Origin of the sequence: Pseudomonas sp. NMI542_15 (assembly GCF_021283425.1) — a bacterium.
GTDB lineage: Bacteria > Pseudomonadota > Gammaproteobacteria > Pseudomonadales > Pseudomonadaceae > Aquipseudomonas > Aquipseudomonas fortuita.
In genome coordinates, this window is sequence record NZ_JAJSRO010000001.1 from 405,284 (window position 1) to 423,875 (window position 18,592).

Genomic DNA, 18,592 nt, shown 5'->3' on the forward strand with positions numbered 1-18,592 from the left:
CTATCACATGAATCCACAGGTCGTTGGCATGGAAGAGATTGGTGGCACCTATGTGTTTGATCTTCGGGTCAGCAACAAGGCGCTCAAGTTGAATCGCTTCTTTTGGAAAATGATCGGCACAGAGTGGCGAGCGCGTTATCTGCAGGACGCCGAGAGCCTGATGACTGAGGCCGGTCTCGACGCGTGTGAGAAAGACTTGGTACGCCGTCGTGACTGGCTGGGGTTGGTCCAGTATGGTGCAAACTTTTTCGTCGTCGAAAAGTTCGCCCGGGTTGCCAAGATGAGCAATATGCAGGTTTACGCGATCATGCGTGGCGAGTCCTATGAGGACTTTCTCAACACCCGTCGCGTTCCCGATATGCGCTGATCCCGGTATCGGACTGACCGCGAAACAGGAAAGCGAACACTCCGCTGATTATTGAGATGCCCGCGGCTTCGAAAGGCGAAGACGCACCATGGGCGCTGCCTGGCAAATGAGATGCTTATTGCCCTCTGATTGGGAAACCGAAAATGAAGCAAAGTCTGTATTTGTTATCCGGGCTGTTGTGTGACGAGGTTGTCTGGCGTGCCCAGATCGACGCGCTGCAAGAGCGGGCGGATGTACATGCCCTCGACTTCAAGGGTTACCACAGTATTACGGCGATGGCGCAGCGGGTACTGAATGACGCGCCGGACAGGTTCGCGCTGGCTGGCCATTCCATGGGCGCGCGGGTAGCGCTGGAGGTCCATCGGTTGGCGCCGCATCGGGTCGACCGCCTGGCGTTGCTCGATACGGGGACTCACCCGGCCCGCGAGGGGGGAAGCGAAGTCACGGCAGGTGCTGATTGACCTGGCTCGCGAGCATGGCATGGCGGCAGTGGCGCAACGCTGGCTCGCGCCGATGCTGCACCCGGCGCATGTCGATGACCCGGGCATCATGAGCCCATTGCTGGCGATGGTCGAACGCATGAGTTTCGATACGCTGTCAGGCCAGATCAAGGCGTTGCTGGAGCGACCGGATGCTGGCGAGCATTTGCGCACGATTCAATGTCCAGTGTTGATCGGGGTGGGTCGAGAGGATGCCTGGAGTTCGCTTGCGCAGCATCAGGTGATGGCCCAGCAAGTACCTCATGCGCGGTTGGTGATTTTTGAACGCTGCGGCCACATGGCCCCTTTTGAGGCACCGGAGGCTGTCAATGCGGCCTTGCGGGTTTGGCTACAAGACTAGCTTCAAGACTAGCTTCGAAGTGCTTCGGGGCAGGTTACTGTCCGAACGAACGATATTGTTTAGGGCGATATCGCCCTTGAGAGAGTTGGGATGAACGAAGCCGAATTGATGAATGAGATGCGGATTGAGCATGCCTGCACTCGCCTGATCAAACGTTTTGCATTACTTAACGATGCGGGGGACTACGAGAACCTGGCTTATGCATCGGCAGCGCAAGGGGAGGCCCCAATGGCATCCCCGCCCCATCTGATTGGCACCTTCAGGGATAAACTGCGTCTGGTCAAAGGCCATTGGCTGTTCAGTGAGCGCCTCGGTCAGGTAGACCTGGAGATCGCCGGGTAGCTGTGTAAACCCATCACGTATTTCCCATTTGGAGCGCACTACCGGTTTTCCTGACAAGCCTTCACAAAGGCGCCCTCTGCTAAGCCGGTGTAGGCTCATGGCAGAGGGCGCTATGGGTCAACGGTCGAGCACCAGGCAGGCGCTGCGCGAGCGAGAGCAGCAGGGCGTGAACTGATCGTTGCGTGCGCGCTCTTGTGCAGTCAGGAAACTCTCCAGGTGTTCCGGCTCGCCATCTGTCACGCCGGTGAAACAGGTGCCGCAGATACCCTGCTCACAGGCAAGGGGCACGCACACTCCGGCGTCCTCCAGCACTTCAGAGACGCTGCGATCAGCTGGCACCTGCAGAGTCATGCCGCTGCGGGCCAAACGTACTGCGGCGCGTTGTGCATCATTTGTTCTTGCGAGCGGGCGCAATTGTCGGTTGTGCGTTCTGCCTCGAGCAGCCGGTCGATGACGCGCCGCGACTGCACGCAACATTTGGTTGAGGGCGCCACACCGCCAGAACCCCATATTTTGCCTATCACATGCGATAAGCCGTGATTATTCCACCTGAGGAAATGTTTGCAGGCGTGGTCTGTTATCGCCATAATTGGTACGTAATTACATGTTACATAACACAGTACAAAATCGTAGGAGCAAGCATGGCCCGGGGCGGTATCAACAAGGTGGTAGTGCAGCAGGCGCGTCAGGCGCTGATTGCCCGGGGGGAGAACCCCAGCATCGATGCCATACGTATCGAGCTGGGCAATACCGGCTCCAAAACCACAATTCACCGTTACCTGAAGGAGTTGAACGGCCAGCAGCCGGTGGCTTCTGAAGGTGGCGTGGCGCTCAGTGATGTGTTGAGCCGCCTGGTCGGGCAATTGGCAACGCAGTTACAGGACGAGGCCGACCTGAAGATCGAGCAGGCCGAGAGCACGTTCACGCAACAGCGGGAAAAACTTGAGGCGCAGCTTGAAATTGCCCAGCAAGCCCTGGCTGCAGCGCATCAGCAACACAAGATCGATGCAGCGGCCTTGGCCGCCGAGACAGAAAAACTGCTGTCCACACAAAGCACGCTGCAGGCCGAACAGCTACGCAGTGCCAGCCTCAACCAGTCGCTGGGTGAATTGCAGGTGCGCCTGGCTGACAAGGACGAACAGGTCAAGTCGCTGGAAGACAAGCACCGCCATGCCCGTGATGCGCTGGAACACTATCGCAATGCCAGCCGTGAACAGCGCGAGCAGGAACAGCGCCGCCACGAAGCGCAGTTGCAGCAGATGCAGGTGGAGGTGCGGCAGCTGCAACAGGGCATGATCGTCAAACAGGACGAACTCACCCGCCTGCACCGGGACAACGAGCGGTTGCTGGGTGAGCACCGCCAGGCTGCCAGTGAGTGCCGGGCGCAGGAAGAGTTGCTGGAACAACGCGATGCGCAGATTCAGGGCTTGCGCACGATTCTGGCCCAGGCCCAGGGCGCCAGTGAGGAAATGCGCCGGCAGCTGGATGTGCAAGCGCAGAGCCTGGAGCACAGGCGCGATGTGTGCGCTGAACAGGCGCGGCAGTTGCAGCGGTATGAGGAGCAGCTGAAGGAGCGTGATCAGGCGCTGGCGCACTGTCGCGCGCAACTGGCTCCCGCCGCAGATTAATCAAACTTTCTGTGGCTGGCGCGTTCTTCCTTTGACACTCACGGGAGAAAACGCCATGCAGCCATCTGAGCCAGAACGCAAAGAAGGGCCTCACTCGACGGAGCAGGCCGACAAACCGGACGATCTTGGTTTCGACCCTGATTCCCCGGATCTTGACGACCCGCAGGTGGATCCGCAAGGGCCGGCCAAGGCGCCTGGAGACATCGAAAAGAACACGTGAGGGTGTTGGCCCGCCCACTCAAACAGAGCCCCTGCTAGCTCAATGAGCTAGCAGGGGCTCCATGAGAGCGGCCTTTTGGCCCGACGGCCGGTATTCAGGATTCGGCTTGTCGCGCGGCTTCGACACCCGCTGCCGACAGCTTGATCGGGTAGTGCACGCTGACCTGCTGGTCACTGCCCACGACCACGCTGCCGTCGTGAATCAAGCCGGCCTCCTGCAGCGTCTTCAGTACGTCAGCCACCGCCTTCTCACCGCGGTAGTTGTCCAGCACTTCCTTGCCCAGCCCTTGCGGATGCGAATGCAGCAGGCGGGTAAGGACTTCTGTTTTCAGTGCATCGTTGCTCATGGAGGGCCTCACTTGGCGTGCTTGGCCTGAAGCGCCTTGGCATGCTCCAGGTGCTGTTCGAGTTTTGGCAGGGTTTCGCTGGCGAAGGCCTTCAGCTCGGCCTTGTCGGACGATGCAGCCTCTTTCTTGAACAGTTCGACCGCTTTTTCGTGAGCATCAACCTGGTTGTTGATGTACGACTTGTCGAATGATTCATCACGCCATTCCAGGATCATCTTCTTGACCTTGTCGGTCATGGCCGCGTCATCCGGAACGGAAATATCCAACTTGCGGGCGATGTCGCCGAGCTTCTGGTTCGCCTGGGTGTGGTCAGTGACCATTTGCTGGGCGAATGTCTTTATCTCGTCATTCTGGCTTTTTTCCTTAGCCAGGTTGCCGGTGACCACTTCGGCGATGCCGGCCTCGGTGGCCGCATCGACGAAGTCATCGGAGCTCGCCGCCAGTGCGTGCGCCGATGCCAGGCCCAACACCATGGAGAAACCAACGCGCTTGATGAAGAGATTGCTCATGCTTCACTCCTTAAACCGTGGGGCGACCTCAGTGTCGCGTACGGTTGAGGGTGAGAGTGAGGCAAAGGTTTAATTTTTTTCGCCACCGGTTTCGACCGCACCACGCGCCAACGCAGGGAAAACCGGCGAACACGGTATGGCCGTGCGCTCTGCACCCCAACGGTCAATGGGTCATGCAAAGACGCATGGCACAGCGCCCCTTCAGGCCCTGAGCGTGCTCACTGGCCAGCATACGCAGGAGTCGTTCGCCCAGCCGCTCCTCATCGATCACCTCAAACCCGAACCGTGCATAAAACGGCGCATTCCAGGGCACATCGACAAAGGTGGTCAACGTCAGCTCGCGGACATCTGCGCAACGCGCTACATCGATGATCTGCTGCAGCAATCGGCTACCGACGCCTTGCCCTTGGGCATCCTGACGCACCGATATCTCATGAAGGTGCAATGCCTGGCCCGCACGCCGCACGCACGCAAACCCTACAATCTGCCCGATCGGGTTTTCAGCAACCCAGCTACCACCGCCCGCGGCGAAAGCCCTGTGCGCAGCACAGTCCATCACATCGGCTTGGGCCAGCCAGGCCAGCGCCGGCCAGCCAGCAAAAGCCTGGGCTGCCGAACGCTCCACGTCCGGCAGGTATTGGATATCGTGCTCAAGGGTAGGGCGGATAAGCATGAAGCACTCCTGTCGTGCTAGTCGGCCGCCAACACGTGCGGCTGTAATTGCCAGCGCACCGAGCTGACGCCTTTTTCCAGGCTGACCCGGCTGACCAGCCGCTCCAGTTGAGCCGGTGCCTGTGCGGTACCCAGCAGCTCGGCGCGCACTTCCAGGCGTGCAGGGCTGTCCAGGTCTGCGCTTTGCAGCGACTGTAACCGCAGCTGCGGATCACCCAGGCTATGCAGCATCAGGCTGCGCACCTGGATTTCGTCCTCGGCGCGGCAGACGATGCGCACCTCGAAGTGTTGCTCCACCTCGCTGGCAGGCACTACGTCTTGACGGTCCAGGCGCTGGGCGATGTCCCGCAAGAGGATATTGGCGCACAGCACCACCAGGCTGCCCAGTGCCGCCTCCAGCACCAGCCCAAGGCTGCACAGCACACCGACCGCAGCCGTGCACCACAAGGTAGCCGCCGTGTTCAGGCCGCGCACGTTAAAGCCATCGCGCATGATCACGCCACCACCGAGAAAGCCGATGCCCGACACTACATAGGCGGCAACGCGCGAGGCATCGGCAGGCGCCATGCCTGGCACTGCCTGGGTCATCAGCACGAACAGACAGGCACCGGTACTCACCAGCGCATTGGTGCGCAGCCCGGTCAGGCGTTGACGCAATTGCCGTTCGGCACCGATCAGTGCCCCCAGCAGCAGGGCAATGCTGACGCGCAGCAAAAAAACTTTCCAATCCATAGCAAACCTCTTCCGCGGGCAAACACCCGCATGAACGCCATCTGTTGGCGTGGTTGAAAAACCAGAAAAATGCGCAGGACCACGAGGAGAGGAGGAGAAGCGGGGTTAAAGGAAACCACCGTCTTGCCAGGGCGGCCAGACAGTGCAGGACACTGCCGGGCTAGCGCACCACGTGGGCCTGTCGCAAGCGACTGGGGCTACTGTCCAAGGCAGGTCTCCTGTTGAGCAAAGCAAAATTGCGCTGCGGACCATACGCCGCGTGGCAGAGCAGGTCAAGGGCGAAAACATGACAATGGCTTCATGGGTGAATGGTTTGCAACGGTCATCCCTGCATGGAAAAAAACCTGGGTTGACGGTACCCTTGCGCCTCCCGTTGCCATCACCCGGACTGTTTCATGCTGTTCAATCTCGCCGTATTGTTCGGCACCTTGGTGGCCATGGAGGGCGTTGGCACGCTGGCTCACAAGTACATCATGCATGGCTGGGGCTGGTGGCTGCACCGCTCGCACCATGAGCCACACTTGGGCATGCTCGAGACCAACGACCTGTACCTGCTGGCGTTGGGGCTCATCGCCACGGGGTTGGTCGCCTTGGGCAAGGCTGGTTATGCACCCTTGCAATGGGTTGGCGGCGGCGTGGCAGGGTACGGCATGTTGTATGTCCTGGCCCATGACGGGTTCTTTCACCGGCATTGGCCGCGCAAACCACGGCCGGTCAACCGCTACCTCAAGCGACTGTATCGTGCGCACCGTTTGCACCATGCAGTGAAAGGGCGCACCGGGAGTGTGTCGTTCGGTTTTTTTTATGCGCCGCCTTTGAAAGTGCTGAAGCAGCAATTGCGCAGCAAGCGCAGCCAGCAGTGACAACCTGGATTTGCCTCTTGTGGGAGCGGGCGTGTCTTGCGAACACCGGCAAAGCCGGTGCCATACACCGCGTTGCCTGCTTCGCGGGACAAGCCCGCTCCCATACCAGTCACTGCTTCAATTCACTGTTTCCCCTTTGGGCGCTGCCGCCACGTGCCCGCGGCTGACCCACCAGCCAAAACCTGCCGCCGTGAAGAACATGATCAGGCTGTACAGCGCCGCGGGCACCGCCATGGTTGCGTTGTTCAGCAATGAAGGGCTGAGCGCCAAGGCAATCGCCAGCGTGCCGTTGTGAATGCCGATTTCCATGCCAATGGCAATTGCCTGCCGCTTGGGAATGTTCAACAGGCGCGGCACCCAGTAGCCCACGGCCAGGCTAAGCAGGTTGAACAGCAGGGCAGCCAGGCCCACCACCGGCGCGTACTCGACCACGGTCTGCCAGTCCTTGGCCAGCGCCAGGACAATGGTAAAGGCCAGGAACAGCGCCGCCACCAGTTTCATCGGTTTCTGCATGCGTGCGGCAAAACCAGGGGCGTAACGGCGGATCAGCATACCCAGTGCGACCGGCAACAGGACAATGGCAAATACCTGCAAGACCTTGGCAAATTGCAGTGGAATGGCCTGGTCCGAGGCCATGAACCAGCTCAGCGACAGGTTCACCAGCAACGGCATGGTCAGAATCGCGATTAGCGAGTTCACCGCCGTGAGCGTGATGTTCAGCGCCACATCGCCATGGGCCAGGTGGCTGAACAGGTTGGCCGTGGTGCCGCCCGGCGAAGCTGCCAGCAGCATCAGCCCCACCGCCAGGGCCGACTCCAGGCCAAAGCCATTGGCGATCAGGAAGCACACCAGTGGCAACAGCAAGATCTGGCAGGCCAGGCCTACCACCACCGGTTTGGGGTATTTCACCACGCGCGCGAAATCGGCCAGGGTCAGCGACAGCCCAAGGCCGAGCATGATGATGCCCAACGCGAGCGGCAGGAAGGCGGTTAACAGGGGCGAGGCGGTCATGAGCGGTCTCTCGGGCGAAGGATCTCGAGGAGTGTAGGCTGGCGTTGATTGATAGCTAATTGCAAAGGGCCAGCTCTTGGTAACCGTTTGTTACCAACCGCAGCGATCAGCGAGGCTCCATGCCGCATTGCAGCGGGCCTGCAGGCGCAGTAGCATTCCGCTTTTGTCCGAGGATTAGCCTGTCATGCCGTTCCAGAAAGGGCTGCTTGCCACCCCGGTGCCGGCCCATGCCCGTCACCTGTTTTTCACCCTGCAGTCGCCCGAGGCGTTGCCTGCCGCTCTGGATGCCTTGCTGCAACAGGTCGATGGCGACCAACTGATCCTGGGGGTCGGCGCCCCGCTGGCCAAGGCCCTGGGCCGTGCAGTGCCAGGCCTGCGTGCTTTTCCGGTGCTGGACGCTGCTGTGGAGAACCCGAGCACCCAACATGCCCTGTGGCTGTGGCTGCGTGGTAACGAGCGCGGCGACCTGCTGCTGCGGGCCCAGGCCCTGGAACATCTATTGGCCCCGGCCCTGCGCCTGGCCGACAGTGTCGATGGCTTCCTGCACCGCGGCGGCCATGACCTGACAGGCTACGAAGACGGCACCGAGAACCCGGTGGACGAAGACGCCGTACAGGCGGCCATTGCTGCCGATGGTTCCAGCTTTGCCGCGTTCCAGCTGTGGAAACACGACCTGGAGTACTTCAAGTCGCTGCCCCAGGCTGACCAGGACAACATCATGGGCCGCCGGCTGAGCGATAACGAAGAGCTGGACGATGCCCCCGAGTCCGCACACGTCAAGCGCACCGCCCAGGAAAGCTTTGCGCCGGAGGCGTTCATGGTCCGTCGCTCGGTAGCCTGGGCTGACCCGCGTGGCGCCGGCTTGGCCTTCGTTGCCCTGGGCCACAGCTTCGATGCGTTCGAAGTGCAGTTGCGGCGCATGAGCGGCCTGGAGGACGGTATCATCGACGGTCTGTACCGTTTCAGCCGGCCACTGACGGGCGGCTATTACTGGTGCCCGCCCATGGGCGAGACGGGTGTGGACCTGAGCCAGCTGCTACGAGCCTGATCACTTAACATCCAGATACAGAAACACCTGCCGGCCCGGTATGGAGCGGCTAGCCTTGAAAGTTTCCGCTTCATGACGGGAGCTTTCCATGTACGCACGTCGTGACGTCCTACGCGCAGGTGCCACGCTGGGGTTGCTGGCCGCCGCCAGCCCCTGGCTGCACGCCGCCGCCCCGGCGGGCTTGCTGACGCGCAAAATACCGTCCACCGGTGAAGCGTTGCCGGTGATTGGTGCCGGTACCTCCGGCAGTTTCGAAGTAGAAACCGGCTCGGCCCAGTATCAGCAATTGAAAGCGGTACTCAAGGCGTTTTTCGAAGGGGGCGGCCGGGTAATCGACACCTCGCCCAACTATGGCGGTGCCGACAGCATTCTTGGCCAGTTGCTGGAAGAGGGCGGCTGGCACCGGCAGTGCTTTATTGCCACCAAGATCGCCGCCAACAGCCGGGCCGACGCCGAAGCGCAATGGGCCGGCAGCCTGAGGAGCCTGCGTACCGACAAAGTCGATCTGCTGCAAATCCACAACCTGCGTGACTGGCAGACCCAACTGCCCTATGCGCGCGAACTGAAGCAGCAAGGCCTGACCCGTTATGTCGGCATCACTCATTATCTGAATAGTGGCCAGGACGACGTTGCCCGAATCGTGCGCAGCGAGCCGCTGGACTTCATCCAGATCAACTACTCCGTCAATGCCCCCGACGCCGCCCGCGAACTGCTGCCGCTGTGCCAGGACAGGGGCGTTGCGGTGCTGATCAACCGTGCCTTCGACGATGGCCGCCTGTTTGCCAAGGTCAAGGACCAGGCCTTGCCGGGCTGGGCCAGCGAAGCGGGCATCGGCAGTTGGGCGCAGTTGTTTCTCAAATTCGCCATCAGCCACCCGGCAGTGACCACGGTTATCCCCGCCACCGGCCGGCCTGATCGCCAGCTCGATCAGCTCAAGGCCGGGCATGAACCCATGCTCACCCAGGCGCAGCAACAGGCGCTGATCCAGCAGTTTGCCTGACATCATGCAAGCCTGGCGGCGGCGCCTTGTCCAAGGGCTGAACATGCAGCCCGGCGAGGGGCCGGCGGTAATCGCCGGCTTGCTGCTGTTCTACCTGCTGTTCACCGGTTACTTCATGCTGCGCCCGGTGCGCGAAACCATGGGTGTTGCGGGCGGCGTGGACAACCTGCAATGGCTGTTCACCGGCACCTTCATCGCCACCTTGGCGTGCCTGCCGCTGTTCGGCTGGCTGGCATCAAGGGTGCAACGCCGGCATATCCTGCCTTGGACCTACGGTTTCTTTGCCAGCAACCTGTTGATGTTCGCGGCACTGTTTGCCGGTAATTCGGACAATCTTTGGACAGCCAGGGCCTTTTACGTCTGGTTATCGGTGTTCAATTTGCTGACCATCTCGCTGGCCTGGAGCGTGCTCGCTGACCTGTTTTCCACCGCACAAGGCAAGCGGCTGTTCGGCCTGCTGGCAGCCGGGGCCAGCTTGGGCGGGCTAAGCGGCCCCATTCTCGGCACCTTGCTTGTCGCACCGTTGGGCCATTGCGGGCTGCTGATACTGACGGCAGCGCTTTTGCTAGGCAGTATGGGTGCGGCCCTGTTCCTGCAACGCTGGCGAGTGCGCCACCCACTACCGCAACAGGTCGAGTCCCCGGGCTCGCGCCCCTTGGGTGGCAACCCGTTTACCGGCGCTACCGCCGTGCTGCGTTCGCCCTATCTGCTAGGCATTGCTCTGTTCGTGGTGTTGCTGGCCAGCGTCAGCACCTTCCTGTACTTCGAGCAGGCGCGCATCGTCAGCGAAACCTTCACCGACCGTACCCGGCAAACCCAGGTATTCGGCCTGATCGACACCGTGGTGCAGGCCCTGGCAATCCTCACCCAGGTATTGCTGACCGGGCGCCTGGCCCGGCGCTTGGGCGTCGGGGTGTTGCTGGTAGCTGTACCGCTGGTGATGGCAGCAGGGTTCCTGTGGCTGGCACTGGCACCGGTGTTCGCGGTATTCGTGGTGGTAATGGTAGTGCGCCGCGCCGGCGAATACGCGTTGGTGCGGCCAGGGCGGGAGATGCTGTTCACCGTGCTGTCCGCCGAGGACAAGTACAAAGCCAAGAATTTTATCGATACCGTGATCTACCGTGGCGGCGATGCCCTGAGCGGCTGGCTCAAGCGCGCGCTGGACGTGATGGGCGAGCACCCACAGCTGGCGATGCTGATCGGCGCAATCATTGCCTTGGGCTGGGCCGTGACGGGGGGCTGGCTGGGTCGGCAGCAGGCCCGCATGGATAACCCGCCGCACGACTGACAGGGGCGCCAAATATGGCATTGTCGCTTATTTAACGCCACCGGTCCGAACCCTTCGCAATAAAACGAATCCCCGCATATCGCCGAACTCCGAACTTGTGTACGGCAGCCTGCCGTGCATTTCGAAGTCATACGAGGTTTGAAGACCATGGCCACTAAAGACAACAGCCGTACCGGCAATCAAACAGGCAGCCAGGGCGGTAACAAAAACCCAGGCAACTTCGCCAACGACCGCGAAAAAGCGTCCGAAGCCGGGCGCAAAGGCGGCCAGTCCTCGGGCAGCCACACGCCCAGCGATCGCGAGTCGGGCCGCAAGGGCGGCCGTTCGTAAATGACCGACTTGCAGTGCCGGGACTGCCTGGCACTGCAATCAACCAGAGGGGGAGGCCCCATGCGACTGACTCCACTCATCATCCTGATGGGCTCGCTGACGATGCTCGGCGGCTGTTTCGACCGCGACAACGATCACCCTGGCAAGGATGGCGACCTCAGCAAGCCATCGCTGCAGATGCAACAACCCGACAGTAAACCGGCCCCGCAGCCCGCGCCCGACCCTGAGCCGATGCCTGGTCAGAAACCGAGCCAGTAAGGCGCAATAAGGAGCACGGCATGAGGGTGATGAACCGCGACAACGCTTTAGCTTCGTCAATGATCGCTGGGCGGTCCAGCCTGCAACAGCGCTATGAGGCAATGCTGGCCGGCGAAGATGACGCCAGCGCCCTGTGGCTCGACGAGCAACTTGCACGTGCTGAACGCTTGCCGGATGACCTGCCAGACTCACCTTCGGATTTGCCTGCCTGGAGCGCCAGGTGTGCTGCCGATGTCGCCGCCGGCTACGCCGACTACCTGGAACAACGCCGGCAAGGCGCTCCACGCCGTTTCTTTGTCAATCGCGCTCACGCGCTGTGGTTTCTGCAGCAGGTCGCCCCGACCAAAGCGGTGGACGGTGCCTGGCTGCACGGCACGCTGTGCCACTGGCGCGACCCACGTTTTCACGGGTTGATCCGAACTTACCTGGAAGAGCTCGGCAACGGCGACCCGCGTAGCAACCATGTGTTGATCTATCAGCGCCTGCTGGGCCGCCTCGGGTGTGTCGAGGCAATGCCGCTTGACGAATCACGCTACTTACAGGGTTGCCTGCAACTGGCCTTGGGGCACTGTTGCGACACCCACCTGCCTGAGGTCATTGGTTACAACCTCGGCTATGAACAACCGCCGCTGCACTTGCTGATTACCACCAGCGAACTGGCAGAACTGGGCATCGACGGCCACTACTTCCAGTTGCATGTGACGATTGACAATGCTGCCAGTGGCCACGCTCAACTATCGCTGCAGGCGCTGCGCCAGCTCTGCCCTCAGCACGACCAAAAGTCGTTCTACGCGAGGGTTCGCAACGGTTATCGCCTGAACGAGCTAGGTACTGCTGCGGCTGAGCTTATCCGCCAGTTCGACCTGCAGGATGAATTGTTCGCCGCCTTGGAGCGCAAACGGGTTTATGGCCAATTCATGCATGCCGACCGTTGCCGCCTTGAACAGCGCACCGTCAACCAATGGCTGGCCACCCCTGGCGCCATGCCCGCGTTCGTTGCCGCGCTACAGGCCCAAGGCTGGATTCAGCGAGGCCAAGACCCGGCCCAGAGCCGCTGGTGGAAGCTGATCGAAGGGCCTGCAGCGGCAATGTTCGGCGTATTCAACAGTTATGAGAAACAACTGTGGCACGACTGGATTGCCGACACCTGGCGCCCCCCGATCCGCCGTGTAGCACCCGGTAGCTGGGGCCTGCCCGAATCCCCGGACGAAGCACACAGCGAAATGTCGGGTGACCGACCCGCAACGTTGATCGAGCGCATGGCCGGCAACCGCCACGCCACACCCGAGGGCCTGGCGGCGACCCGGGCATACATTCGCACCACCGGGCTGCTTCAGGAGGAACCCCGCTGATGAGGCTGACCGCCAGACAGTTCGAAGCCGATCAGGCATTGCTGCAGCTGGGCCAGCGGCTACGCGCCGACGGCTACCGATTTACCAGTGTGACACCTGCGACTCACACCCGCGTCAACGCCCGTGAGGGTTCCGGGCAGGCCAGCAACCTGCGCGACGTGTTCGGCTGGAGTCGGCCCTTCGCCCCGGGCCTGCTGTCAACGGATGAATTGCTGTTGCTCGAACGCGCCCAGGTGCTGGTCCCGAAGGGCGACTTACTCGGCAGCTCAGTGCGCTGGTCCAGCCTGGACGACCTGCTGCTGGTGCATTCGGCGTTCCCCACCGATGGCAGCGATGCGGTGTTCTTCGGCCCGGACAGCTACCGTTTTGCCCAGGTCATTCACGAGCACCTGCAGCATAACCCCATGCCGGTGGAGCACGCAGTCGATATCGGCTGTGGCAGCGGGGTGGGGGCGTTGCTGATCGCGCGTGCGGCCCAGCATGCCCAGGTCAGCGCCGTCGACATCAACCCCTTGGCGTTGCGCTACGCTACGATCAACGCGGCGCTGGCGGGGGTGAGCAATGTGTCCGTAGTGGCCAGCGACCTGCTGGACGCCCTTACCGGTACGTTCGACCTGATTGTCGCCAACCCGCCGTACATGCTCGACCGTAGCGCCCGCACCTACCGCCACGGCGGCGGCGCCTTGGGCGCCGAACTGTCGCTGCGCATCGTTGAACAAGGATGCGAACGCCTGAGCCGCCACGGTACCTTGCTGCTCTACACCGGCGTAGCCATTGTCGATGGCCGCGATGCGTTGCTCGAAGCCATCCGCCTGCGCCTCGCAGGGCCACAATGGGCCTGGGTGTACCGGGAGATCGACCCTGACGTGTTTGGCGAGCAACTGGCCGAGCCGGGCTATGAGCAAGTCGAACGGATCGCCGCCGTGGCGCTCACCGTAACCCGTCATCGCTGAAGCAATATGGCCCGGGCCTGCACATTCGGCATCGAGGAAGAATACCTGCTGGTAAGGCTGGGCTCGGGACAGGTCCCGGCAGCACCATCGTCTGCGGTAATCGGGCGTTGCCGCGAAGCGCTGGGCCAATATTTTGTGCAGGAAATGTTCCGCAGCCAGATTGAGTTGGCCTCGCCGGTGTTCACCCACCTTCATGAAGCCCATGAGTTCTTCCAACTGCGGCGGCAGCGGCTGAGTCTTGCGCTGGCAGAGGAGGGGATGGGGTTGTACGGCGCGGCGAGCCACCCAAGCACCGCCTGGCTGCGGCAGAAGGCCGCTGCCCCGGCACATTACCAGCAACTGTTCGATGACTACCGGCATGTAGCCCAGCGAAGCCTGCTCAATGGGCTGCACGTGCACGTTGGCGTTCCGCCAGGTTGTGACCGCATGCAACTGATCAACCGCTTGCTGGTCTGGCTGCCGTTATTACTGGTGCTGAGCACCTCATCGCCTATGTGGGCGGGTCAGCAGACCGGCTACATGAGCTATCGCCGAGTGATTTGCGGGGAATGGCCGCACATGGGTTTGCCCGAAGCCTTGCCGGACTGGGCTGCCTATGAACGCTACCGCGCCTTGTTGCAGCGGACCGGTGCATTGGCTGTGGATGGCGACTTCTGGTGGGCCATTCGGCCTTCGCGGCGCTTCCCGACGGTGGAGTTGCGTATCTGCGATGGTTGCCCGCGACTGGAAGATACCCTGTGTATCGCCGCGCTGTTTCGCCATTTGGTAGAGCACAAGGTTACCGGTCGCCATGACCTGTTGCCCTGCAACCGTGAGCTTCGCTGGATCGCTCAGGAGAACTACTGGCGCGCCATGCGCTATGGGCGTCATGCACGGTTCATTGGTATGCACGAACAACAGCCAGTCACGGCTGAGGGCTGGCTTGGTCAGTTGCAGGCGCTGGTGCCGGTCGACAGCGTGGATGCCGAGCGTGCTTGCCAGCATGCACGGCACCTGCTGCGCGAGGGCACTCATGCCGACCAGCAGTTGCACTGCCTGACACAGGCTATCGCGAGCGGGGTCGGCAAGGCACAGGCGCTGCAAGCGGTGGTGGCCGCCGGGACTTGCAATTAGCCGGCGTTGGCCGACAATGGCCGCGCCCCTTGCAGCCACGCGGAAACACCTGCTCCATGATGCTGATCAAGCAATTCCCTGACATTTCCCTGGATGACACGCTGTTCGTCTTTGCCCTCGAGGCCGAGGCGGGAGAAGTCTTCACCGAGGTGAACACCGTGTTCACCGGCATTGGCAAAGTCAATGCGGCGATTGCACTGACCAAGGCGATTGCAACCCGCAGGCCCAGACTTGTCGTCAACCTTGGATCGGCTGGCAGCCAGCGCCACGGCAAAGGCCAGGTGGTGTGCTGCAACCGTTTCGTACAACGTGACATGGACGTCACACCGCTGGGCTTTGCCCGATACGAGACACCCTTGTCGGATATCCCGGTAGTCCTGGAGCATGGCGCAGCAATCCCCGGGCTACCGTTGGAAACCTGTGGCAGCGGTGACAGTTTCGAGATCAACCATGGCGACGCGCCTTATGACGTGGTCGACATGGAAGCCTATGTGCTGGCGTTGATCGCACGCGGTGAAGGCATTCCGTTTGTGTGCCTGAAATACATTTCCGATGATGCCGGCAGCGATGCAGCAGGGGATTGGGCGGTGCAGGTTCACCTGGCGGCCGAGGCGTTCAAGCGGGTGCTGTTCAGCCAGGTGTGACCAAGCCTCATCACACCTGCGCCTGCAAACCCGCCAGATAGTCACCAAACCCTTCCCGGGCGCGGCTGTCGAGGCGGCTGCTGGTGGCCACGCTGTGCCTGGCGGTCCAGACAATCTGCGCGCCGCTGGCCTGAAGGTCGCTGACCAGCTGCACATCTTCATGCGCCGCGAGGGGCTGGAAGCCACCCACGCGTTGATAGGCAGCGGCGCACACACCCAGGTTCGCGCCGTGCACATGGCGATGGCCTTCGCGCGCTTCATAGCGGCTCTGGTACAGCTTGCGCAGGGCAGCTTTCTGCCAGGGCTGCCAACACTCGACATGCACGGTACCGCACACCACCTCGGCGCTGCAGGCCAGCTGCGACACCAGCCAGTGCGACGGCACCTGGCTATCGGCGTCGGTGCACGCCAGCCACTGCGCACCACGCTCGACCATGTGCGCTGCGCCCACCCGGCGCGCCATGCCGACATTACCGGCATCCACCTCCAAAACCCGCACACCGAAGCGCCGCGCCACCGCGGCACTACCGTCGCTGCAACGGTCCAGCACCACCAACACGTCTACCCGGTGCCCCGCCTGTTGCGCTTGCATGGCAGCGACCAACACCGCCCGCAGGCAGCGCCCGAGGCGGCGGGCTTCGTTGTGCGCCGGAATGACCACGGCAATCATGGGCAGGTCTCGTCCAGGTCAACCACGCTGGGCTGGCAGGACCAGTATTCCAGTACGAAGTCTGCCTCTTCATGCCGGAACTGGTGATGCAGAGGCAGGTGCTGGGCCAGCATGCGATGCACTTCCCGTCCATCCTGTGGGCAACCCACGATGGGGTGTTTCCAGTGACAGGCGAGCAGGGCGCCGTCGTAGGTCAGGCTGGCCACCGATTGCTCGATGACCTGCAGCCAGTCTGTAGGATCAAGGTAGTAACCGACTTCGCTGAGCACGATCAGGTCGAAGCGCCCGCCCGGCCAGTCCGCTGGTAGCCGGGCCATTTCCACCGAGGCGTTGGGCACATCGACGAGGCGTTCGCGGGCCAGGCCTACGGCCGTTGGATCAAGGTCCTGGCACAGCAAGTCGGCGCAGCGATCGGCCAGCAACGCACTGAGCTCACCATTGGCACAGGCTGGCTCGAATACGCGCTGATAGCACTGGCGGGGCAGGCTGGCCATTACCAGCTCGCGTTTGCGCTTCTCGTACCAGCGGGTGCGAAAAGCCCAAGGGTCTTCATTGGTGGCGTACAGCTCGGCGAAATATTGCGGATCCAGGCTCATGACAGCTCCATTCACAGGAACACCAGTTCGAAAGGTTGCAGCAGACATTCCATCAAGCGGGGTGGCAGCACCGGCGGCTGCTCGGCGTCCGGCTCCAGCTGGCTGACGTGGGCGGCCAAGGCCTTGCGCTTGCGGGCCAGGCGGCTTTCATCGAGCTGCAGGCGGTGCGCACGCGGCCATGGCAGGCGCGGGTCATCGGGCTCAGCCCAGTGCCACGCCCACACCGGCACCTCTGCCAATTGCACCCCGCGGGCGGCCGCCGCGTGTGCCGCAGCTCGGCCTACGGCCTCGTGATCGCAGTGCCCATCATTACGCCAGGTGGCCATCAACAGGTCATCTGGCCGCAGCAACTGGGTGAGGTGACTGACCAGGAATGCCTCTTCGCGCGGTAACTGGCCGTCCTTCAGGTGCAGCCTGCGCCAGTCCAGATGGGTAAGGTCCAGGTCCAGCTGCAGCAGGGCCTGGCGGCTCTCTTGCGGCCGCTGTCGACGCAAACGGTGCTCGGTCCAGTGGCTGGAGCCGGGGTGGCTGCCTTCACCGTCGGTGGCGGAAATCAGCACCAGTTCATCCTCGCGTCCCTTGAAACCCGCCAGCAGACCACCTGCCATGAGGATTTCGTCATCCGGATGCGGCGCGATCAACACCAGCCGGCGCCCAGGTGGGCACAGCTGCATTGGATCGAGCCATGTAGCGCGTGCAAGATGCGCACCTTGCTGCCAGGCTGCCCAAGGCGTTCCGTTGGCGGACTGAATAAGGTTCTGGCTCATAGCTGCCACACCCCGGCCGGTAGTTGGGTGAGCTGATGGCCCAGCACCGCCAGATCGCGCTCGGCATGGCTCTGGCGCATGAATACCGGTAGGTCAGCGCTCAGCCGGGCAAAATGGCTGCTGCGGCAGAATGGCGTGGCTCCCAGCGCTCGCCCAACGTGGCTGATCACGCGTTCCACGGCGTGTTCCACCTGGGCACGCGTGCGGCGCACTTCGAAGCTGGCATCTGCGCCAGGTTGCCGGTCGATCCAGGCAGCACATTCGCGCAGCGCCGCGCGGGCACCGTACAACGCAGCATCCACTGCCCCCAGGTGCGCATCGGCATGGGGGTCGGGGCGGGGCTTGCGGCAATGTTCGCGCAGGTAGTCTGCCAGTGCCTCGGCCGCGCCGTACCAGCAGGCAGCGATGCCCGCACCGCCATGCCAAAAGCCAGGGCGTGCCAGGTATTGGCCCGGCGTGCCGATGAGCGTGCCGGGGGTGTCGTTGAATGTCACCTCGACGCTGGCAGTTGTGGCCATGCCGACTGCTTGCCAATGTTCGATGCACAGCCCCTGGTTCGGCTGTGAAAGCTCGATCGCCACCAGTTGCGGCTGGTCCGCCTCATCCCAGGCAGTGATCAGCGCCCGGTCGATCTGCAAGGCCCCTGAACACCAGGCCTTGCGGCCTTGCAGGCGCACCTGGTCACCTTCGCGCGCCGTCACCTGCGCACGTGCATCGGGCGGCTCAGCGGCCCACACGCCCCAGATGCCGTCTACGGCGTGGTGGGCGGCGCCGCATTCAGCAAGGATGGCCAGGGCATCGGTGTGGCCTTCATAGAGCTTGGCCAGCGCCAGGTCGCAACCGGCCACACGGGCCAGGGTCTGCCAGCGGCGCAGTGTGTTGCCTTGGCCCGGCAATGGCAACAGGTCGAGATGGTCGGCGTGCAGCGCCTGGATCAGCTGCGGCAGTTGCGTATCGAGGTTAAGGGGTTGCTGGCGCTCGCCAAAGGTACGTAACAGGCGGTCGAGGGTGGTCAGGTTGAAGTCCTGAACGATGCTCATCAT

The 18,592-nt window shown here is 62.3% G+C and carries 25 protein-coding genes and 1 pseudogene; 16 read left to right on the forward strand and 10 right to left on the reverse strand.

All coding sequences use genetic code 11. The annotated features are described in order from the left end of the window. The first annotated feature begins 7 nt into the window (after positions 1 to 7). From LU684_RS01750 to LU684_RS01765, 4 genes are all read left to right on the forward strand, one after another. On the forward strand, positions 8 to 367 hold the full coding sequence (locus LU684_RS01750; protein ID WP_023047397.1) for a protocatechuate 3,4-dioxygenase subunit alpha: 360 nt from the start codon (positions 8 to 10) through the stop codon (positions 365 to 367). Between the two features lie 143 nt (positions 368 to 510). Then, positions 511 to 828 (forward strand): alpha/beta fold hydrolase, encoded by a 318-nt coding sequence (locus tag LU684_RS01755; protein WP_197708363.1) that lies wholly within the window; start codon positions 511 to 513, stop codon positions 826 to 828. Between the two features lie 19 nt (positions 829 to 847). Continuing rightward, positions 848 to 1,207, forward strand: coding sequence for an alpha/beta fold hydrolase (locus LU684_RS01760; protein WP_197708362.1), 360 nt, complete (start codon positions 848 to 850; stop codon positions 1,205 to 1,207). A 90-nt stretch (positions 1,208 to 1,297) separates the two neighbouring features. Then, positions 1,298 to 1,549: a hypothetical protein gene (locus LU684_RS01765; protein ID WP_016487196.1), complete on the forward strand. Its 252-nt coding sequence runs from the start codon at positions 1,298 to 1,300 to the stop codon at positions 1,547 to 1,549. 117 nt (positions 1,550 to 1,666) lie between these two features. On the opposite strand, the pseudogene LU684_RS01770 reads toward LU684_RS01765, so the two are convergent. After that, positions 1,667 to 1,921 (reverse strand): annotated as a pseudogene (locus LU684_RS01770) (2Fe-2S iron-sulfur cluster-binding protein); the annotation flags it as partial. 269 nt (positions 1,922 to 2,190) lie between these two features. Between LU684_RS01770 and LU684_RS01775 the strand changes: the two are divergent. Together LU684_RS01775 and LU684_RS01780 are read left to right on the forward strand one after the other, a co-directional pair. Then, positions 2,191 to 3,177, forward strand: a complete 987-nt coding sequence (locus LU684_RS01775) for a DNA-binding protein (RefSeq protein ID WP_016487194.1) — start codon at positions 2,191 to 2,193, stop codon at positions 3,175 to 3,177. 55 nt (positions 3,178 to 3,232) lie between these two features. Continuing rightward, complete coding sequence (locus tag LU684_RS01780; protein WP_016487193.1) at positions 3,233 to 3,397, forward strand: DUF6021 family protein; 165 nt, start codon at positions 3,233 to 3,235, stop codon at positions 3,395 to 3,397. 94 nt (positions 3,398 to 3,491) lie between these two features. Here the strand turns inward: LU684_RS01780 and LU684_RS01785 are convergent, their stop codons facing one another. The 4 genes from LU684_RS01785 to LU684_RS01800 form a co-directional block, all read right to left on the reverse strand. Beyond that, positions 3,492 to 3,743 (reverse strand): hypothetical protein, encoded by a 252-nt coding sequence (locus tag LU684_RS01785; RefSeq protein WP_023047394.1) that lies wholly within the window; start codon positions 3,741 to 3,743, stop codon positions 3,492 to 3,494. A gap of 8 nt (positions 3,744 to 3,751) precedes the next feature. Continuing rightward, positions 3,752 to 4,252, reverse strand: a complete 501-nt coding sequence (locus LU684_RS01790; protein ID WP_023047393.1) for a DUF4142 domain-containing protein — start codon at positions 4,250 to 4,252, stop codon at positions 3,752 to 3,754. Positions 4,253 to 4,415: 163 nt separating this feature from the next. Continuing rightward, positions 4,416 to 4,925, reverse strand: coding sequence for a GNAT family N-acetyltransferase (locus LU684_RS01795; protein WP_023047392.1), 510 nt, complete (start codon positions 4,923 to 4,925; stop codon positions 4,416 to 4,418). 17 nt (positions 4,926 to 4,942) lie between these two features. Beyond that, positions 4,943 to 5,656, reverse strand: coding sequence for an MgtC/SapB family protein (locus LU684_RS01800; RefSeq protein WP_023047391.1), 714 nt, complete (start codon positions 5,654 to 5,656; stop codon positions 4,943 to 4,945). Positions 5,657 to 6,051: 395 nt separating this feature from the next. Between LU684_RS01800 and LU684_RS01805 the strand changes: the two genes are divergently transcribed. Next, entirely contained in the window at positions 6,052 to 6,519 is a 468-nt protein-coding gene (locus LU684_RS01805) for a sterol desaturase family protein (protein WP_023047390.1), read from the forward strand. A 117-nt stretch (positions 6,520 to 6,636) separates the two neighbouring features. On the opposite strand, the gene LU684_RS01810 is transcribed toward LU684_RS01805, so the two are convergent. After that, positions 6,637 to 7,530 carry a bile acid:sodium symporter family protein gene (locus LU684_RS01810; protein ID WP_016487187.1) on the reverse strand — a complete coding sequence of 298 codons (894 nt, stop codon included), beginning with the start codon at positions 7,528 to 7,530 and terminating at the stop codon, positions 6,637 to 6,639. A 184-nt stretch (positions 7,531 to 7,714) separates the two neighbouring features. On the opposite strand from LU684_RS01810, the gene LU684_RS01815 reads away from it, so the two are divergent. The 9 genes from LU684_RS01815 to LU684_RS01855 all read left to right on the forward strand — a co-directional run bounded on the left by LU684_RS01815 (position 7,715) and on the right by LU684_RS01855 (position 15,516). Then, on the forward strand, positions 7,715 to 8,578 hold the full coding sequence (locus LU684_RS01815) for a Dyp-type peroxidase (RefSeq protein ID WP_016487186.1): 864 nt from the start codon (positions 7,715 to 7,717) through the stop codon (positions 8,576 to 8,578). 88 nt (positions 8,579 to 8,666) lie between these two features. After that, positions 8,667 to 9,578 carry an aldo/keto reductase gene (locus LU684_RS01820; RefSeq protein WP_232894054.1) on the forward strand — a complete coding sequence of 304 codons (912 nt, stop codon included), beginning with the start codon at positions 8,667 to 8,669 and terminating at the stop codon, positions 9,576 to 9,578. Positions 9,579 to 9,582: 4 nt separating this feature from the next. Further along, entirely contained in the window at positions 9,583 to 10,866 is a 1,284-nt protein-coding gene (locus tag LU684_RS01825; protein WP_232894055.1) for an NTP/NDP exchange transporter, read from the forward strand. A 147-nt stretch (positions 10,867 to 11,013) separates the two neighbouring features. Further along, positions 11,014 to 11,196, forward strand: coding sequence for a general stress protein (locus LU684_RS01830; RefSeq protein ID WP_016487183.1), 183 nt, complete (start codon positions 11,014 to 11,016; stop codon positions 11,194 to 11,196). Positions 11,197 to 11,256: 60 nt separating this feature from the next. Next, positions 11,257 to 11,454, forward strand: a complete 198-nt coding sequence (locus tag LU684_RS01835; RefSeq protein WP_016487182.1) for a hypothetical protein — start codon at positions 11,257 to 11,259, stop codon at positions 11,452 to 11,454. Between the two features lie 20 nt (positions 11,455 to 11,474). Then, the gene (locus LU684_RS01840; protein ID WP_232894056.1) at positions 11,475 to 12,806 is read left to right on the forward strand and encodes an iron-containing redox enzyme family protein; all 1,332 of its coding nucleotides are present in this window, start codon (positions 11,475 to 11,477) and stop codon (positions 12,804 to 12,806) included. Continuing rightward, entirely contained in the window at positions 12,806 to 13,759 is a 954-nt protein-coding gene (locus LU684_RS01845) for a methyltransferase (RefSeq protein WP_016487180.1), read from the forward strand. Before LU684_RS01840 ends, LU684_RS01845 begins: the two co-directional genes overlap by 1 nt. A 6-nt stretch (positions 13,760 to 13,765) precedes the next feature. Further along, the gene (locus LU684_RS01850; protein WP_060517796.1) at positions 13,766 to 14,872 is read left to right on the forward strand and encodes a carboxylate-amine ligase; all 1,107 of its coding nucleotides are present in this window, start codon (positions 13,766 to 13,768) and stop codon (positions 14,870 to 14,872) included. 56 nt (positions 14,873 to 14,928) lie between these two features. Then, a complete protein-coding gene (locus tag LU684_RS01855) occupies positions 14,929 to 15,516 on the forward strand; it encodes a phosphorylase family protein (RefSeq protein WP_016487178.1) in 588 nt (195 codons plus the stop codon). A gap of 10 nt (positions 15,517 to 15,526) precedes the next feature. Here the strand turns inward: LU684_RS01855 and LU684_RS01860 are convergent, their stop codons facing one another. Genes LU684_RS01860 through LU684_RS01875 form a run of 4 tightly spaced genes read right to left on the reverse strand, consistent with a single transcriptional unit; the run spans position 15,527 to position 18,589 of the window. Further along, on the reverse strand, positions 15,527 to 16,186 hold the full coding sequence (locus LU684_RS01860; RefSeq protein WP_232894057.1) for a glycosyltransferase: 660 nt from the start codon (positions 16,184 to 16,186) through the stop codon (positions 15,527 to 15,529). Continuing rightward, the gene (locus tag LU684_RS01865) at positions 16,183 to 16,782 is read right to left on the reverse strand and encodes a class I SAM-dependent methyltransferase (RefSeq protein WP_016487176.1); all 600 of its coding nucleotides are present in this window, start codon (positions 16,780 to 16,782) and stop codon (positions 16,183 to 16,185) included. Before LU684_RS01865 ends, LU684_RS01860 begins: the two co-directional genes overlap by 4 nt. Positions 16,783 to 16,793: 11 nt before the next feature. Further along, positions 16,794 to 17,549 (reverse strand): PIG-L deacetylase family protein, encoded by a 756-nt coding sequence (locus tag LU684_RS01870; RefSeq protein ID WP_016487175.1) that lies wholly within the window; start codon positions 17,547 to 17,549, stop codon positions 16,794 to 16,796. Then, complete coding sequence (locus LU684_RS01875) at positions 17,546 to 18,589, reverse strand: acyl-CoA dehydrogenase family protein (RefSeq protein WP_232894058.1); 1,044 nt, start codon at positions 18,587 to 18,589, stop codon at positions 17,546 to 17,548. The genes LU684_RS01870 and LU684_RS01875 overlap by 4 nt, the downstream gene beginning before the upstream one ends. Between the last annotated feature and the right edge of the window lie 3 nt (positions 18,590 to 18,592).

Excerpts from the sequence above, each read along its gene's own strand:
- LU684_RS01750 (WP_023047397.1), top strand. The coding sequence starts at position 8 with ATGAATCCACAGGTCGTTGGCATGGAAGAGATTGGTGGCACCTATGTG.
- LU684_RS01755 (WP_197708363.1), top strand. The coding sequence starts at position 511 with ATGAAGCAAAGTCTGTATTTGTTATCCGGGCTGTTGTGTGACGAGGTT.
- LU684_RS01760 (WP_197708362.1), top strand. The coding sequence starts at position 848 with ATGGCGGCAGTGGCGCAACGCTGGCTCGCGCCGATGCTGCACCCGGCG.
- LU684_RS01765 (WP_016487196.1), top strand. The coding sequence starts at position 1,298 with ATGAACGAAGCCGAATTGATGAATGAGATGCGGATTGAGCATGCCTGC.
- LU684_RS01775 (WP_016487194.1), top strand. The coding sequence starts at position 2,191 with ATGGCCCGGGGCGGTATCAACAAGGTGGTAGTGCAGCAGGCGCGTCAG.
- LU684_RS01780 (WP_016487193.1), top strand. The coding sequence starts at position 3,233 with ATGCAGCCATCTGAGCCAGAACGCAAAGAAGGGCCTCACTCGACGGAG.
- LU684_RS01785 (WP_023047394.1), bottom strand. The coding sequence starts at position 3,743 with ATGAGCAACGATGCACTGAAAACAGAAGTCCTTACCCGCCTGCTGCAT.
- LU684_RS01790 (WP_023047393.1), bottom strand. The coding sequence starts at position 4,252 with ATGAGCAATCTCTTCATCAAGCGCGTTGGTTTCTCCATGGTGTTGGGC.
- LU684_RS01795 (WP_023047392.1), bottom strand. The coding sequence starts at position 4,925 with ATGCTTATCCGCCCTACCCTTGAGCACGATATCCAATACCTGCCGGAC.
- LU684_RS01800 (WP_023047391.1), bottom strand. The coding sequence starts at position 5,656 with ATGGATTGGAAAGTTTTTTTGCTGCGCGTCAGCATTGCCCTGCTGCTG.
- LU684_RS01805 (WP_023047390.1), top strand. The coding sequence starts at position 6,052 with ATGCTGTTCAATCTCGCCGTATTGTTCGGCACCTTGGTGGCCATGGAG.
- LU684_RS01810 (WP_016487187.1), bottom strand. The coding sequence starts at position 7,530 with ATGACCGCCTCGCCCCTGTTAACCGCCTTCCTGCCGCTCGCGTTGGGC.
- LU684_RS01815 (WP_016487186.1), top strand. The coding sequence starts at position 7,715 with ATGCCGTTCCAGAAAGGGCTGCTTGCCACCCCGGTGCCGGCCCATGCC.
- LU684_RS01820 (WP_232894054.1), top strand. The coding sequence starts at position 8,667 with ATGTACGCACGTCGTGACGTCCTACGCGCAGGTGCCACGCTGGGGTTG.
- LU684_RS01825 (WP_232894055.1), top strand. The coding sequence starts at position 9,583 with ATGCAAGCCTGGCGGCGGCGCCTTGTCCAAGGGCTGAACATGCAGCCC.
- LU684_RS01830 (WP_016487183.1), top strand. The coding sequence starts at position 11,014 with ATGGCCACTAAAGACAACAGCCGTACCGGCAATCAAACAGGCAGCCAG.
- LU684_RS01835 (WP_016487182.1), top strand. The coding sequence starts at position 11,257 with ATGCGACTGACTCCACTCATCATCCTGATGGGCTCGCTGACGATGCTC.
- LU684_RS01840 (WP_232894056.1), top strand. The coding sequence starts at position 11,475 with ATGAGGGTGATGAACCGCGACAACGCTTTAGCTTCGTCAATGATCGCT.
- LU684_RS01845 (WP_016487180.1), top strand. The coding sequence starts at position 12,806 with ATGAGGCTGACCGCCAGACAGTTCGAAGCCGATCAGGCATTGCTGCAG.
- LU684_RS01850 (WP_060517796.1), top strand. The coding sequence starts at position 13,766 with ATGGCCCGGGCCTGCACATTCGGCATCGAGGAAGAATACCTGCTGGTA.
- LU684_RS01855 (WP_016487178.1), top strand. The coding sequence starts at position 14,929 with ATGATGCTGATCAAGCAATTCCCTGACATTTCCCTGGATGACACGCTG.
- LU684_RS01860 (WP_232894057.1), bottom strand. The coding sequence starts at position 16,186 with ATGATTGCCGTGGTCATTCCGGCGCACAACGAAGCCCGCCGCCTCGGG.
- LU684_RS01865 (WP_016487176.1), bottom strand. The coding sequence starts at position 16,782 with ATGAGCCTGGATCCGCAATATTTCGCCGAGCTGTACGCCACCAATGAA.
- LU684_RS01870 (WP_016487175.1), bottom strand. The coding sequence starts at position 17,549 with ATGAGCCAGAACCTTATTCAGTCCGCCAACGGAACGCCTTGGGCAGCC.
- LU684_RS01875 (WP_232894058.1), bottom strand. The coding sequence starts at position 18,589 with ATGAGCATCGTTCAGGACTTCAACCTGACCACCCTCGACCGCCTGTTA.